The organism is Peribacillus acanthi, from assembly GCF_003073175.1.
Taxonomy (GTDB): domain Bacteria; phylum Bacillota; class Bacilli; order Bacillales; family DSM-1321; genus Bacillus_BN; species Bacillus_BN acanthi.
Genome location: NZ_QBBX01000011.1, coordinates 17,441 through 33,248 on the forward strand (window position 1 = coordinate 17,441; position 15,808 = coordinate 33,248).

Sequence of the window (15,808 nt, forward strand, 5' to 3'; positions counted from 1 at the left end):
GAAAGGGGTCAGCCTATGCTGATTGTACTATCGGCCGGTATTGCACCAGGGCTGGCAATATTGAGCTATTTTTATTTAAAGGATTATTATGAACATGAACCGATTTCTGTTGTGTTTAAAACTTTTTTATTTGGAGCAATACTTGTCTTTCCCATCATGTTCATTCAATATGTACTTACATCAGAACAAATCGTAACGAACCATTTTGTGAATGCCTTTCTTACTACAAGTTTTCTTGAAGAATTCTTTAAATGGTTTGTCTTAATTTATACCATTTATCAGCATGTTTCATTCGATGAGCCATATGATGGCATTGTTTATGGTGCAGCTGTTTCACTCGGTTTTGCAACCGTCGAGAATATTTTATACCTTTTGGGCAATGGTGTTGAATACGCTCTAGGTAGGGCATTCTTACCTGTTTCATCACATGCGCTTTTTGGGGTTATCATGGGATTCTACTTAGGGAAGGGGAAATTTCAAAAGCATAAAAAGAAACTGATGCTTTCACTTGCCTTTTTAATTCCGTTTTTTCTTCACGGAGTTTATGATTATATTTTGATCACCCAAGTCAAATGGATTTACTGGATACTGCCTTTCATGATTTTTCTTTGGTGGTTTGGACTTCGAAAAGCAAAGCTAGCTAGGACTCTTTCAGATCTTCATGCTGCAAGTTCCTCTGTTAATATGTAAATTATTAGATGGCCTAACAATCATATTGCTGATTGTTAGGCCATCTTTTTTGATTTGGTTCTTATAAAACGAGATATTTTGTTGATGCAATCAACAAGCTAGTTTATAGATCGTTGTAAAAACTATTTCGTAAAGGCTGTTGATTGTTAGTAGAAGGAACAGATTTTAAAACTATCATTAGGAATAAAAAGATTGTAAATGAAGAAAATAGGTGTAATTCCAATTAAAGAAAAGGGAGTGTAAATAATGATAGGAATTCCTTCGAAATTGAGGGTCTATTTCTTCATTTTCCTAGTTACTATGATGTCCATCACGGGATTTGGATTGAAAACTGAAGCATTTTCCAGTCAAGTGATACAGAAGGGAGCGCAGGGTGATGATGTTATCGAGTTGCAGGCTCGCCTTCAAAACATAGGGTTTTATAATGGGAAAATTGATGGTGCTTTCGGATGGGGTACGTATTGGGCAGTAAGAAATTTTCAAGATAAATTCAGCTTACCGATAGATGGAGTAGTTGGTCAAACCACAAAAAGTAAGCTAGTAAATGCGTCAAACTTCAATAAAACTTGGGTTCATGATCAAATTAACAAAGGTAACGATTTTACTTACTATGGTGGAGTACCAATTGAAAAACAAGTTAAGAAAAAAGCAACGACTTCAAAACCAGCAGAGGGTGGAACTGCTAAAAAAAATACAACTAGTAAGACGAGTACAGCCTCTAATGTACCTGCTGGTTTTTCAGAAAATGATATTAAGCTTTTATCCAATGCTGTGTATGGTGAAGCAAGGGGAGAGCCTTATATCGGTCAGGTGGCCATTGCAGCTGTCATCCTTAATCGATTGGAAAGTCCATTATTCCCAAACACTGTTTCAGGTGTAATATTTGAACCGCTAGCATTTACAGCTGTAGCGGACGGGCAAATTTGGTTAACACCAAATGATACAGCAAGAAAAGCTGTTATCGATGCAATAAACGGATGGGATCCAACTGGAAACGCTTTATATTATTTTAATCCGGATACTGCGACAAGCAAATGGATTTGGAGTCGTCCTCAAATTAAAAGAATTGGTCAACATATCTTCTGTGAATAAAGCAGCTGGAATAGGTGTGAATGATGGTCACTACACTAAACGTAAATTAGATAGAAATGGTCAGCCTTACAATTACCTAGAAGCCAATAAAAAATAAACACAATGTTCAAGAAGAAAGTCTTACTTTTAGTAAAGGAGTGAATGGCCTTGTTGCGAGGAATACTTATCGCCGTTCTAACTGTTGCAGTGGCTGGAACGGCTTTCTGGGGTTATCAAGAACATAAAGAAAAAAATGTAATCCTATTAAATGCAGAAAATAACTATCAAAGGTCGTTTCATGATTTGACATATCAAATTGATTTATTGAACGACAAAATAGGTACGACATTGGCGATGAATTCTAAACAATCTCTATCTCCAGCACTTGCTGATGTATGGAGAATCACTTCTGAGGCGCAAAATGATGTAGGACAGCTACCGTTAACGTTACTTCCCTTCAATAAGACGGAAGAATTCCTGTCTAAAATCGGAAATTTCAGCTATATGGCAGCGGTTCGTGATTTAGACAAGAATCCTTTAAATGAAAAAGAATATAAGAAACTAGAAGATCTATATAAGCAATCTGCTGATATTCAACAAGAGTTAAGAAAAGTCCAATATCTAGTTTTAAAGAACAACCTAAGATGGATGGATGTGGAACTTGCACTTGCCTCAGGGAAAGAAACAGCTGACAATACAATTATTGATGGCTTTAAAATGGTAGAAAAAAAGGTTACAGGATACTCTGAAGCCTCTGAGATGGGACCAACTCATGTAAGTAGCGGGAAAAAAGACGCATCATTCAAAAATTTACAAGGAAAAGAAATTACCAAAAAAGAAGCGGTCGAGTTAGCTAAAAAATTCACCAATATGAAAGGTTCTCTTAAGGTGAAGGTTGAAGATGGCGGTAAAGGAGCTGACTTTGGGTTCTATAGTGTTAGTCTTCAAGATTCCAAAACGAAAAATGAAGTAAATTTGGACATCACAAAAAAAGGTGGCTATCCAGTTTGGTTCATTAATAATAGGGCAGTAAAAGAGAGTGCGATTAGTCTAAACGATGCAACGAATAAAGCGACAGCATTTTTGAAAAAAAATAAATTCACCTCACTTGATTTATTTGAGAGTACGCAATATGACAATATTGCAATGTTGAACTTTGTTACCATTGTAGATAATGTCAGGGTATATCCAGATTCTGTTAAGGTTAAAGTGGCATTAGATGACGGTAGTATAATAGGATTTTCTGCGAATGATTACTTAAAGGCAAACAAGGATAGGGAAATTAAAGCTCCTACCCTCTCGGTAGATGAAGCAAGACAATTCATCAACCAAAAAGTAAATATAATGGAGAATCGTTTGGCTATTATTGTGAACGATATTGGTGAAGAAGTATTGTGTCATGAATTCTTAGGAGTAATAAAAGAGGATACGTATAGGATTTTCATAAATGCTGATACTGGACAAGAAGAAATGGTAGAAAAACTTCAAAATGCAGAACCTATTTATGAAAATTTAATATAAACTCTGTATCTTTTATGGAATTTTAAGGATTAATTTTAAAAATATGCTATAGTAAAAGGAAAGGCACAATCGTGCTTTTCCTTTTTGATTATTATTAGATGTATATATAAGTGCGCGCTTTTCGCTTTTCACTAAATCAACTTGAAATAACGTCTGGAAGTGTGGAGATTATGATAAAAATAGGAGATACTCTCATACTTGAACCAAAATTTTCTTTACAACCTGAAAAGTATAGATCTAAAATACAAGAACTCACTAGTGATTATTTTTATGTCGATTATCCTGTGAATCTTTCGACCAATCGTACCGTGTTCATGACAGATGGTACACAGTTGAAATGTACATATATCGGTCCTGACCAATCTGTTTACATTTTCGATACAGAGGTGCTAGGAAGGAAAAAAGGAGAACTTCCCCTTGTGAAGTTAAGAAAGCCTTCAGAGGATACTTTTGTAAAAATACAGAGACGTCAATTTGTAAGGGTTGAAGCATCTGTAGATGTCGCAATACACCCAATGAAGTTTGAATTTCAGCCTTTTCTTGCAGTGACCGATGATATAAGCGCAGGTGGGGCAGCAATCATGGTTCATAAAAAAGTGAATCTGATTCCTTCTACCCAAATACAGGTATGGCTATCATTACCTCTTAAATCAGGGGAGATTCATTATCTTCAAGTAACAAGCAAGATTATTAGAGTCATAGAGGTTGATAATTCGAAATTTAATCGTGTATCCATACAGTTTGAAAACCTAAGTCAAACAGATAGGCAAATAGTAATTCGATTTGTATTTGAAAGACAATTGGAAATGCGAAATAAAGGATTATAATGAATGTAAACTGACAAATCTGTTAATACTTGTAGAAAAAACAAGTGGTGATTGCTTTGAAAACATTTGAAAGAATCCTAATAAAGATCATCGTGATTCAGTTCTTATTCTTACTTTTTTTTCAATTATTCTTTCATAAAGAAGATTCATTTTTAGAACTAAAAAAACTTGCTCAATACGAGGGAGTAAATAAAGATAATTACACGAATGTATTGGAAACGATGGGTGGAAATAAATAATTAGTCCACATTTGCATTTTTAACATAGGATAATAGTTTTAAATTTATTGTGACAAAAGTCTCCCGATTTGAAGGAGGCTTTTGTCCTTTTTGTTAGATATCAAATGTGAGCTTTCGTGCATAATTAAATCTGTGTTTATGATAAAATAGAAGAGTAATTTGTATTTTGCATAAGGCAGTTCAGGAGGAAATATGATTAAACAAATATCAGTTGCGATTGATGGGCCAGCTGCTGCTGGAAAAAGTACGGTGGCAAAGATTGTTGCCGAAGCATTCTCTTATATTTATGTAGATACTGGTGCCATGTATAGGGCATTAACTTATAAGGCGTTAAAGAATAACGTCGATATAGAAGATGAAAGCAAACTACATGATTTATTAATGAAAAGTGTCATTGAATTAAAACCTAGTGAAATAGGACAACTTGTTTTCCTAGATGGAGAGGAAGTAACCGAAAAAATTAGGACACAGGATGTGACTTCATCTGTTTCAGCCGTTTCTAGACATGAACTAGTACGAAAAGAAATGGTGAAGATGCAACAGGAGTTAGGGAAAAATGGTGGAGTTGTCATGGACGGTAGAGATATTGGAACCCATGTACTTCCTCATGCTGAATTGAAAATCTTCATGATTGCCAGTGTGGACGAGCGCGCACAAAGAAGACACCAAGAAAATGTCTCAAAAGGATTTCAATCTAATCTAGAGCAATTAAAAATGGAGATTGCAGCACGCGATAAATACGATTCTGAACGTGAAATTGCTCCATTAAGAAAAGCTGATGACGCAATTGAAATTGATACAACTTCTTTGACCATCCATCAAGTAGCAGATCGAATTATCTCTTTAATTAAAGAAAGGGCTTGATGACGGTGAGTTTTTATAAATTTGCAAAATCATTAGTAAGTATGGCGTTATATCCAACCTATCGAATTGAAGTTATTGGCACAGAAAACTTTCCTAAAGAAGGAGGAGTACTTCTTTGTGCGAACCATATCGATAATCTAGATCCTCCGGTGGTTGGGATTACTGCCCCACGTGATGTTCACTTTATGGCAAAAGAAGAATTGTTTAATTTGCCTATCTTAAAAAATATTTTACCGGGCTTACATGCCTTCCCTGTCAAAAGGGGAATGAGCGACAGAGAAGCCCTCAGAAGAGGTTTACAGGTTTTAAAAGATGGGAATGTATTAGGGTTGTTTCCAGAAGGAACTAGAAACAAAACCGGTGAGTTAGGTAAAGGTTTAGCTGGTGCGGGGTTCTTTGCATTAAGATCAGATGCATTAGTCGTGCCGTGTGCAATCATTGGGCCATATAAGGCATTCAATAAACTTAAAGTTGTTTATGGAGAACCAATTAACCTTAAAGAATACCAAGATGAAAAATTAAATGCAGAACAAGCAACCGAATTCATTATGGGCAAGATTGGTGAGTTAATCACTCAACATAGATAATCCACTTTACTTGACAAATTTCGCTTTTTGTTAGAATTTAATTAATAAGAATATTTTCTATTTATAGAAAAATGGTGACATTCATGTAACTAAAACGATGAAGAGTTTACCACTGCAAAGCAGACATGGGATAAGGAGGAGTACATATGACAGAGGAACAACAGTTTGAAGTAAACAATTTTGGTGTTGGCGACAAGGTAAAGGCAAAGGTAATTAAAGTTGAAGAGAAGCAAGTCATTGTCGATGTGGAAAACAGTAAGTCCGATGGTATTATTCCTATTAGTGAATTATCCAGTCTTCATATCGAAAAAGCTACTGACGCAGTAAATGAAGGTGACGAATTAGAGCTGGAAGTCATCAAAGTTGAAGAGGAGAACTTAATCCTTTCTAAACGAAAAGTGGATGCTTTAAAAGCATGGGATGCCCTAGAAAGAAGTTTTGAGTCTCAGGAAGTTTTCGAGGCAGTTGTAAAGGACGTCGTTAAAGGTGGTTTAGTAGTCGACCTTGGAGTTAGAGGCTTTGTACCAGCGTCTCTAGTCGAAGACTATTTTGTCGAGGATTTTTCAGATTATAAGGACCGTACTATGACATTTAAGATCGTGGAACTTGATAAAGAGAAAAACCGTCTTATTTTATCACATCGTGCAGTAGTCCAAGAAGAGAAAGGCAAGCATAAACAAGACCTTTTAGGGACAATACAAGCGGGGCAAGTCCTGGAAGGAACTGTTCAAAGGTTAACGGACTTTGGTGCCTTTGTTGATATTGGCGGGGTTGATGGACTTGTTCACGTATCACAATTGTCGCACGAACATGTGAATAAACCTGTTGATGTAGTTAAAGAAGGAGACCGAGTCAATGTAAAAGTCTTATCCGTTGATAGAGACAATGAGAGAATTTCATTATCAATCAAGGAAACTTTGCCTGGACCATGGTCTTCCGTATCTGAAAAAGCGCAAAAAGGAGCAATCCTTGAAGGTGTTGTTAAAAGATTAGTTTCTTTTGGTGCTTTTGTTGAGGTATTACCGGGAGTGGAAGGACTTGTACACATCTCACAAATTTCCCATAAACACATTGCTACTCCGCATGAAGCATTGAAAGAAGGGCAAACTGTGAAGGTAAAAGTTCTTGATGTGAATGAAGAAGAACAACGACTATCCTTAAGTATCAAAGAATTGCAGGAAAAGGAATCATTTGTTTCTGAGGACTATGTACTTCCTGAAGAAAACAAAGGGTTTCAACTAGGTGATATGATAGGTGACAAATTAAAAGACTTAAAATAATGGTGATGAGCTTGTCGAGGACAAAACGTAAATTAGATCATATTGAGCATGCACTAGCAACAGGACAGGAAGGCATAACTGGCTTCCATGATTTTATGTTTGTTCATCAAAGCTTACCAGATATAAACGTTGATGAAATTGATTTAACTACTGAAATTGGCGAACTTACTTTAAGTTCGCCAATTTTTATCAACGCAATGACTGGTGGTGGCGGTAAAGAAACAGAAGAAATCAACCGAGCATTTGCTTGGGCTGCCCAGGAGACTGGAATTGGTATGGCAGTTGGTTCCCAAATGGCTGCAATAAAGGATGCCACACAGATTCCTTCATATCAAATAGTAAGAAAGGTAAATCCTAAAGGAATTATTATCGCTAATTTAGGAGCAGAGGCAACAGTTGATCAGGCAAAACTTGCTATTGATATGATTGAAGCAAATGCATTGCAAATACATCTTAATGTTATTCAAGAATTGGCAATGCCAGAAGGTGATCGATCTTTCTATGGTGCCCTAAATCGGATAGAACAAATTGTTAACTCTGTTGAAGTACCAGTCATAATTAAAGAAGTGGGCTTTGGCATGAGTAAAGAAACAGCTAAGAAACTTTCATCTATTGGAATTCAATTTGTAGATGTTGGAGGTTTTGGTGGAACCAATTTCGCTAAAATCGAAAATAAACGCAGAGTTAGAGGGTTAGACTATTTTAACCAATGGGGAATATCGACACTATGTTCAATTTTAGAAGCCCAATCTGAAGGTAGAAACCTAACAGTTATTGCCTCTGGTGGCATAAAAGATTCCCTTGATATTGTGAAATGTTTAGCTTTAGGTGCCAAAGCAACTGGACTTGCTGGTTTTTTATTGAAGATTTATAAAGAACGTGGAGTAGAAGCTTTAGTGACACAAATAGAAGAAATGCAAGAAGATATAAAACTAATTATGGCAGCATTAGGTAAGAAACGGATTGGAGAATTGTCTTCTGCTCCATATGTATTATTGGGCCAGTCATTGGAGTGGGCTAAACAAAGGAATTTGATTTAATTTTAATAGTGAGATAAAAAATGGAGACCCGTTGTCATGAGACTTCGGGTCTTTATTTTTGTGTTTTTTAATGTTTATTTCTTTCTCTTGCTTCTTCCGGACCTTCTAGAGCAGTCGCACCTGCATAATGTAAAGCTTGATCACGATCGGATTCCACTTTCTTACTGGCTTTTAATTTTTTTTCTTGTCTATCCTTACCCATCGATTAACACCTCCATGCATTTACCTTTCCATGATTAAGAGAGATTATTCCTTTACGGTTGATTAATCAACAGAATAAAAAGACATAATGATTCTAAAGGGGGAATCGTGATGGAAGGTATTTTTTTTATTTGGATAGCTTGGATTATTTTCGTAATCCTTACTTTTTTTTATAATCCTTCTACTAATAGGAATAGTAATATCCTTCACGTGTTGATGTTGATTATTTTATCACCCTATACATTTATCATTCCTTCTTCGTCTATCGATGTAAACTGTTCAGCACTTTACCTAATATTGATGCTTTTTTTCTATTCCAGGAACTTCGAATTTAAACAATTTCTTCACCTTTTCATCTCCTCATTAATAATCGGATTATGTATAGCTAGCTTTGGGATTTTTGCAATGATTGATCCAGTGTGGATTTTATTCGATCCTACGTGGATGCTAACAATAATTTTACTGTACTTGAGCATAATACTTGTGTATCGATGGAATTTGCGGATGCTTTCATTACTGCTAGGGATGGTTGTCGGGGAGCTGCTCATGTTTATGGCGGTATACAGGCTTGGTTTGCCATACCAACCTTTTTCTAGCGAATGGTTGGACCAATTAGCTAAAGTGGGTGCAGGTAGTATGATTTGGAGACTATTTGAATTATCGGCATCCGTCATTACACAAACGAGGTCTGCAGCTAAGAAAGAGGTGTAAGTCATTGAATGAATATTTTTATCCAATCGTATTTGGTGTCATAACAGGAACATTAGCTAGAATTTTTATGCTTAGAAGTGACTATCGGCAGTACCCAACCTATTTACATGGAAAGGTCATTCATCTTGCAATTGGTTTTATTGCTGCAGGCTTGGGCAGTATAGTACTACCAGCTGTGTTAGAAGAAGAATTTACGGCCATAACTTTTTTAGCTCTTGCAGCTTCACAATTTAGAGAAGTTAGGAACATGGAACGTAATACGCTAACTGAACTAGATCAATATGAATTAGTTAAAAGAGGAAGTACATATATAGAAGGAATTGCTATTGCATTTGAGGGAAGGAATTATCTTGTTATCATGACTTCCTTATTTTGTACAGGTGGTTATTTATTTTGGAATGTATGGGTCGGGATTATAGCGTTTATCATTTCACTGTTTGTATGCCGGAAATTCATGTCTGGCACACATTTGAAGGATATCGTTAAAATTGATTATGTAGAACCAAGATTTGATGGTGCAGGCTTATATGTAGACAATATTTATATCATGAATATAGGACATCCTGAAAGACAAAAAGAAGTATTGAAATATGGAATGGGGTTTATATTAACACCGAAAAATTTCAATGTTCGATCTTCCATTTCAAACTTAGGGCAGAGGCAAGCGATATTGCATGATGTATCCACTGCTATGGGTGTATATCGTGATTCAGGCACCCCTTCGCTTGTGCCTTTAGCAAAAAGGGATTTAGAAGATGGAAGGGTAGCTGTATTCGTCCTACCACAGGATAAAGATATTGAACAAGCCATTAGGGTAATTGGAAATGTCCCAACTCTTGAAAACGCGATCAGGATGCCGTCTGAGTCGGCTGATCGTAAGATGAAGGGAAGCGATACTCATGGAACTAGATAAATTCATTTTAGCCGTAGTTACAACACAACCAGAAAAAATACCGGTCGGTGGATACGTATTTCATTGCCATTCCATAGAGGAGATGGATTATTTCGCAGCTAATTTGGAGGCGATTTTGGATGGGATTGCACATAAACTTAGCGATGAAATTTATATTATTGTCAAACATTAATATAATTCTAAACTACAGGTTGACCAACTAGGAATGAATTTGTATAGGATAATGATTGTTGTTGTTAGGATAATTTGGTACTATTAGATAGCTATACCCTTCTTAGTGGACAAGAAGGGTTCTTTTCGCTAGCAATTCATAATAAACAAAAACAAAATATGCGATCTTCTAAAAGGTATTTATGTCCCAAAGACAGTTTGGGTCTTTCCTCTTGAAGTACGCTTTTGAAAAATAATAAAAAGAAAGGGTGACTTCCATGCCAAAACCAGTGGTTGCTATTGTTGGGAGGCCTAATGTAGGGAAATCCACCATTTTTAACAGAATTGTAGGAGAAAGAGTCTCCATTGTCGAAGATATACCGGGAGTAACACGTGATCGAATTTATAGCTCGGGAGAATGGTTGACACACGATTTCAACATTATTGATACAGGTGGTATCGATATTGGGGATGAGCCGTTCTTAGAGCAAATTCGCCAACAAGCTGAGATTGCCATAGATGAAGCTGATGTAATCATCTTTATGACGAACGGTAGAGAAGGAGTTACTTCCGCTGATGAAGAAGTGTCAAAAATTCTTTACAAATCGAAGAAACCCGTAGTACTTGCTGTCAATAAAGTAGATAATCCTGATATGAGGGACCAAGTCTATGATTTTTACTCCTTGGGGTTCGGTGAACCGTTCCCGATTTCGGGAACTCACGGATTAGGGTTAGGAGATCTTTTAGATGAAGTAGCAAAGCACTTCCCAAATTATAACGGATCTGATTATGAAGATGATGTAACGAAGTTTTCCTTAATCGGAAGACCAAATGTAGGGAAATCATCTCTTGTAAATGCCTTATTAGGGGAAGATCGTGTCATCGTTAGTGATATTGAAGGCACAACACGTGATGCTATTGACTCTCCTTATACTTACAATGGTCAAAAATATGTGATTATTGATACAGCTGGGATGAGGAAGAAAGGAAAGGTTTACGAAAGCACAGAAAAATATAGTGTATTACGTGCATTACGTGCCATCGAAAGATCAGATGTTGTCCTTGTCGTTCTTAATGCTGAAGAAGGCATTAGGGAACAAGACAAAAAGATTGCAGGATATGCGCATGAATCTGGAAGAGGCGTTATCATCGTAGTAAACAAATGGGATGCCATTGAAAAAGATGACAACACTATGCGTGATTTTGAAAAAAATATACGTGAGCATTTCTTATTCTTGGATTATGCTCCTGTTGTTTTTCTTTCAGCAAAAACAAGAAAACGTACACATACCTTAATTCCTGTAATCGATACTGTCAGCGAAAACCATTCAATGCGTGTCCAAACTAACATTCTTAATGAAGTAATTACAGATGCCGTTGCGATGAATCCTACTCCAACTCATAAAGGGCAGAGACTGAAAATTTTCTACACGACACAGGTTGCGGTTAAGCCACCGACATTTGTTGTCTTTGTAAATGATCCTGAACTACTACATTTCTCTTATGAGAGATTTTTAACAAATAGAATTCGTGATGCATTCGGATTTGAAGGCACACCAATTAGGATATTCGCAAGAACAAGAAAATAAAAAGGTTGTGATGATATGGTTCATAGTCGTGATAAAGTCGCAGTGATTGGTGCAGGGAGCTGGGGGACAGCTCTTGCAATGGTCCTTGCTGACAACGGCCATGATGTCCGCCTGTGGGGACATAACGCTAGCCAAATAGAAGAAATAAACACATATCATACAAATAAAAAGTATTTACCTGAAATTGAATTACCTTCTTCAATTATTGGCTATGATTCATTGGAAAAAGCGCTAGATGGAGTGGAGCATGTGATTCTTGCGGTACCAACGAAAGCTATTCGTGAGGTTCTTTCTTCAATCGCGGAGGTCATTTCCAATCCGATTGTCGTTGTTCATGTGAGTAAAGGGATTGAACCAGATACACTTCTTCGTATTTCTGAAATGATTGAGGAAGTGATGCCGTCTACACTCTTGAAAGATGTTGTAGTTTTGTCAGGGCCAAGCCATGCTGAAGAAGTAAGCCTACGCCACCCAACTACTGTTACTGTTTCTTCAATGAATATGAAGGCTGCAGAGGTCATCCAAGATCTTTTCATGAACACAAATTTCCGAGTATACACGAATGCTGATGTGATTGGGGTAGAAATTGGGGGAGCTTTAAAGAACATTATTGCTCTTGCAGCTGGTATTACAGATGGTCTAGGGTATGGTGATAATGCAAAAGCGGCTCTTATTACTAGAGGACTAGCGGAAATAGCCCGCCTTGGTACCACTATGGGTGCCAATCCTCTTACTTTTTCAGGTCTAACTGGTATCGGTGATTTAATTGTTACTTGTACAAGTGTCCACTCTCGAAATTGGAGGGCAGGAAACATGTTAGGGAAAGGTCAAAATCTTGATGAAGTTCTTGAAAATATGGGAATGGTTGTCGAGGGAGTCCGAACAACTAAAGCAGCGTACCAATTAGCTAAAAAATATGATGTAAAAATGCCTATCACAGAAGCCTTGTATGGAGTGTTATTTAATGGTGACCCAGTTAAGGCAGCTGTAGATACATTAATGTCTCGAACGAAAAAATCTGAGATGGAAGACTTGGTTAATATTCTGGATGTTTCTAGATAATAATTTCTGTAGGAATAATTTCAAGAAATTTTAATGATTATAGGCTTTTTTTGGTGCAGTGGCTCAACTTGATGCATAGTATACAGAGTACCAAACTGGTCAATGAACCTAAAATGGTGATAAATTAGTCAGAAAACAGGAAAATCGGCATAAGATTTTCCTGTTTTTTTTCTGCTTATGTTATAATACTTTTCGTGAAAAGGAGTGAAGGAAATGACACCAGCTTTACAAAAGATGTGGATCTCACTCGCATCGATGGGATTTATGTTTCTATCTATTATTTTGATTTATTTAAGCCGTTATAAACTAAAAGGATTTTTCCGTGTATTGACTGCTATTTTTGCCTATATGTTAATGATTGTCTCAGGCATTATCATATTTTTAGTAGTTCTAAGCGGACCTACAAATGGGTGACAAGATGAATATACATATGAACAAGCTAATGAAAAAGTTCAGTCTAGTTATTTTATGTATAGTCCTTCCATCTTTGCTCTCAGGTTGTCTTTATCCTGCCGAGCAAAGAAAGGAAAACCAAGTTCCGTATAAAGATCAAATAATGATGGTACAAACTGCTGTCAATCAATATAAGTCGGATCAAAATGGCTTGTTACCAATAAAGACAACTGAAGCAGGCACACCGGTTTATCAAAAATATTTAATTGACTTTAAAAAAATCTCTCCAAAATACATGGCAGAACCTCCTGGGAACGCATATGAAAGCGGAGGAGTATTCCAATACACATTAGTGGATGTAGAATCAAACCCTACAGTCAAATTATTTGATATGAGAATTGCCAACACTTTACAAGACTTAAACATTCGTTTGATGGTATACCGTCAATCTAAAGGTTACCCACCTTTCAAAGAGAGATTAAGCAATGATGTCTATACATTGGATTTTAAAAAACTTGGAGTAAAGGAAATCCCAACTGTTTTAAGTCCATTTTCTCAAAAAGAATTAGGTTTTGTAATCGATTCAAACGGAGAATTATTTATCGACTATACTCCAGATTTAATCACTGCGCTTGAAAATAATAAACATAATTTCAAGCCAGGTGATGATATTCGTCAAATTTTAGTAGAAAATTCATTCTTTGTACCAGCGTATTCTTTACCATATACCATCAGCGAAGATGGAAAGATGCCGAAATTCATGACAAAATAGGAATAACCCTTTTCCTGTGCAAATATATTGCAGGAGAAGGGTTTTTTGTTATTCAACAAGTTCTTAAAACTTATCATAATGCTGCAATTATATAAATGTCACCAAAACCTTTCCATCATAACTCAAAATGAAATGATTTTCTAAGTAAATCAGCATGAAAATATTATGGTGCATGTGATCTATAAAGCCATAAGAGCTGTATGAAAATGAGGGGTAGACCATTGAGAGTCCCCAAAAGAAAAAAGGAGGCATAAAAGAAAAAATAGGCATATTTGTACAAGGTAGTCTCATACACATATATTGTCCAATACTAATAAAAATGGATGGAAAAATCCCAGGAACTCTAAATATCGGGAGGGAATCTCGTGGAAAAAGTAGATATTTTTAAAGATATTGCAGAACGGACTGGCGGAGATATTTATTTAGGAGTTGTTGGTGCAGTACGTACCGGCAAATCCACCTTCATAAAAAAGTTTATGGAACTAGTAGTCATTCCTAACATTGGCAATGAAGCAGATCGATCCAGAGCACAGGATGAACTTCCACAAAGTGCAGCAGGTAAAACAATTATGACAACTGAACCTAAATTTGTTCCTAATACAGCAGCTGCTGTTAAAGTGGATGATGGCCTTGAAGTTAATATTAGACTAGTTGACTGTGTAGGTTATACAGTACCCGGGGCTAAAGGATATGAGGATGAAAATGGACCTCGTATGATTCATACACCATGGTATGAAGAACCCATTCCTTTTCATGAAGCTGCGGAAATCGGGACGAGAAAGGTAATACAGGATCACTCTACAATTGGCGTAGTAATCACTACTGACGGCAGTATCGGAGAAATCCATCGTTCAGACTATGTTGAAGCTGAGGAAAGAGTGATTAATGAGCTTAAAGAAGTTGGGAAGCCATTTATCATGGTAATCAACTCCGTCCAACCTCATCACCAAGATACAGAATCATTACGTACATCTCTTCAAGAAAAATATGATATTCCGGTGTTGGCGATGAGTGTTGAAAGTATGCGCGAATCGGATGTTCTAAATGTGCTTCGTGAAGCGTTATTCGAATTCCCTGTACTTGAAGTAAATGTGAACCTTCCAAGTTGGGTGATGGTTCTTAGAGAAAATCACTGGTTACGTGAAAGCTATCAAGAAGCTGTTAAAGAAACCGTCAAAGATATTAAAAGATTGCGTGATGTAGATCGCGTAGTAAGCCATTTTAATGATTTTGAATTCATCGATAGTGCTGGATTGGCTGGCATGGATATGGGGCAGGGTGTAGCAGAAATCGATTTGCATGCTCCTGATGAACTATACGACACAATTTTGAAAGAAATTGTAGGCGTTGAAATCCGAGGTAAAGATCATTTACTGGAATTAATGCAGGATTTTGCACACGCTAAAGCCGAATACGATCAAGTATCGGATGCATTAAAAATGGTGAAGCAAACAGGTTATGGTATAGCTGCACCATCCTTGGCTGATATGAGCCTAGATGAGCCTGAAATCATCCGTCAAGGAGCAAGATTCGGTGTAAGATTAAAGGCTGTGGCACCTTCTATTCATATGATAAAGGTAGATGTAGAATCTGAGTTTGCCCCAATCATTGGAACAGAAAAACAAAGTGAAGAATTAGTCCGATATTTAATGCAGGATTTTGAAGATAATCCACTTTCAATATGGAATTCAGATATTTTCGGGCGTAGCTTGAGCTCAATTGTCCGTGAAGGAATCCAAGCAAAACTAAGCTTAATGCCAGAAAATGCTCGCTACAAATTAAAAGAAACATTAGAAAGAATTATTAACGAAGGATCTGGTGGTTTAATCGCGATTATCCTATAAAAAAAAGCTCAAATGGTCGACAGTGACGACTATTTGAGCATTTTTTATTGTTTA

At 36.7% G+C, this 15,808-nt stretch carries 18 protein-coding genes; 17 read left to right on the top strand and 1 reads right to left on the bottom strand.

The window, feature by feature from the left end; translation table 11 throughout:
- Positions 1 to 15 precede the first annotated feature (15 nt).
- From prsW to fni, 9 genes are all read left to right on the top strand, one after another.
- Positions 16 to 690: a glutamic-type intramembrane protease PrsW gene (gene prsW / locus DBX25_RS12305; protein WP_108671103.1), complete on the top strand. Its 675-nt coding sequence runs from the start codon at positions 16 to 18 to the stop codon at positions 688 to 690.
- A 300-nt stretch (positions 691 to 990) separates the two neighbouring features.
- Complete coding sequence (gene sleB, locus DBX25_RS12310; protein ID WP_205685225.1) at positions 991 to 1,782, top strand: spore cortex-lytic enzyme; 792 nt, start codon at positions 991 to 993, stop codon at positions 1,780 to 1,782.
- Between the two features lie 147 nt (positions 1,783 to 1,929).
- Positions 1,930 to 3,282, top strand: coding sequence for a germination protein YpeB (ypeB, locus tag DBX25_RS12315; protein WP_108671105.1), 1,353 nt, complete (start codon positions 1,930 to 1,932; stop codon positions 3,280 to 3,282).
- A 170-nt stretch (positions 3,283 to 3,452) separates the two neighbouring features.
- Positions 3,453 to 4,109, top strand: a complete 657-nt coding sequence (locus DBX25_RS12320) for a flagellar brake protein (protein WP_108671106.1) — start codon at positions 3,453 to 3,455, stop codon at positions 4,107 to 4,109.
- A gap of 47 nt (positions 4,110 to 4,156) precedes the next feature.
- Positions 4,157 to 4,348 carry a DUF5359 family protein gene (locus DBX25_RS12325; protein ID WP_338066683.1) on the top strand — a complete coding sequence of 64 codons (192 nt, stop codon included), beginning with the start codon at positions 4,157 to 4,159 and terminating at the stop codon, positions 4,346 to 4,348.
- 192 nt (positions 4,349 to 4,540) lie between these two features.
- Positions 4,541 to 5,212 (top strand): (d)CMP kinase, encoded by a 672-nt coding sequence (cmk, locus tag DBX25_RS12330; RefSeq protein WP_108671108.1) that lies wholly within the window; start codon positions 4,541 to 4,543, stop codon positions 5,210 to 5,212.
- Between the two features lie 5 nt (positions 5,213 to 5,217).
- The gene (locus DBX25_RS12335) at positions 5,218 to 5,799 is read left to right on the top strand and encodes a lysophospholipid acyltransferase family protein (RefSeq protein ID WP_108671230.1); all 582 of its coding nucleotides are present in this window, start codon (positions 5,218 to 5,220) and stop codon (positions 5,797 to 5,799) included.
- A 146-nt stretch (positions 5,800 to 5,945) separates the two neighbouring features.
- Positions 5,946 to 7,079: a 30S ribosomal protein S1 gene (gene rpsA / locus DBX25_RS12340; protein ID WP_108671109.1), complete on the top strand. Its 1,134-nt coding sequence runs from the start codon at positions 5,946 to 5,948 to the stop codon at positions 7,077 to 7,079.
- Positions 7,080 to 7,090: 11 nt separating this feature from the next.
- The gene (fni, locus tag DBX25_RS12345) at positions 7,091 to 8,119 is read left to right on the top strand and encodes a type 2 isopentenyl-diphosphate Delta-isomerase (protein ID WP_108671231.1); all 1,029 of its coding nucleotides are present in this window, start codon (positions 7,091 to 7,093) and stop codon (positions 8,117 to 8,119) included.
- A 67-nt stretch (positions 8,120 to 8,186) separates the two neighbouring features.
- Here fni and DBX25_RS12350 read toward each other — a convergent pair whose 3' ends face one another.
- Entirely contained in the window at positions 8,187 to 8,321 is a 135-nt protein-coding gene (locus DBX25_RS12350) for a YpzI family protein (RefSeq protein ID WP_108671110.1), read from the bottom strand.
- A 110-nt stretch (positions 8,322 to 8,431) separates the two neighbouring features.
- Between DBX25_RS12350 and DBX25_RS12355 the strand changes: the two genes are divergently transcribed.
- The 8 genes from DBX25_RS12355 (at position 8,432) to spoIVA (ending at position 15,754) form a co-directional block, all read left to right on the top strand.
- Positions 8,432 to 9,031, top strand: coding sequence for a YphA family membrane protein (locus tag DBX25_RS12355; RefSeq protein ID WP_108671111.1), 600 nt, complete (start codon positions 8,432 to 8,434; stop codon positions 9,029 to 9,031).
- Between the two features lie 4 nt (positions 9,032 to 9,035).
- A complete protein-coding gene (locus DBX25_RS12360) occupies positions 9,036 to 9,944 on the top strand; it encodes a YIEGIA family protein (protein WP_108671112.1) in 909 nt (302 codons plus the stop codon).
- Positions 9,931 to 10,116, top strand: a complete 186-nt coding sequence (locus tag DBX25_RS12365; RefSeq protein ID WP_108671113.1) for a capping complex subunit for YIEGIA — start codon at positions 9,931 to 9,933, stop codon at positions 10,114 to 10,116. Before DBX25_RS12360 ends, DBX25_RS12365 begins: the two co-directional genes overlap by 14 nt.
- 256 nt (positions 10,117 to 10,372) lie before the next feature.
- Positions 10,373 to 11,683, top strand: a complete 1,311-nt coding sequence (gene der, locus DBX25_RS12370; protein ID WP_108671114.1) for a ribosome biogenesis GTPase Der — start codon at positions 10,373 to 10,375, stop codon at positions 11,681 to 11,683.
- A gap of 15 nt (positions 11,684 to 11,698) precedes the next feature.
- Positions 11,699 to 12,745, top strand: coding sequence for an NAD(P)H-dependent glycerol-3-phosphate dehydrogenase (locus DBX25_RS12375; protein WP_108671115.1), 1,047 nt, complete (start codon positions 11,699 to 11,701; stop codon positions 12,743 to 12,745).
- A 213-nt stretch (positions 12,746 to 12,958) separates the two neighbouring features.
- Positions 12,959 to 13,159, top strand: a complete 201-nt coding sequence (locus tag DBX25_RS12380) for a DUF2768 domain-containing protein (RefSeq protein WP_108671116.1) — start codon at positions 12,959 to 12,961, stop codon at positions 13,157 to 13,159.
- 28 nt (positions 13,160 to 13,187) lie between these two features.
- Positions 13,188 to 13,910, top strand: coding sequence for a hypothetical protein (locus tag DBX25_RS12385; RefSeq protein WP_205685226.1), 723 nt, complete (start codon positions 13,188 to 13,190; stop codon positions 13,908 to 13,910).
- Positions 13,911 to 14,275: 365 nt separating this feature from the next.
- Complete coding sequence (gene spoIVA, locus DBX25_RS12390; protein WP_108671117.1) at positions 14,276 to 15,754, top strand: stage IV sporulation protein A; 1,479 nt, start codon at positions 14,276 to 14,278, stop codon at positions 15,752 to 15,754.
- Positions 15,755 to 15,808: the final 54 nt, after the last annotated feature.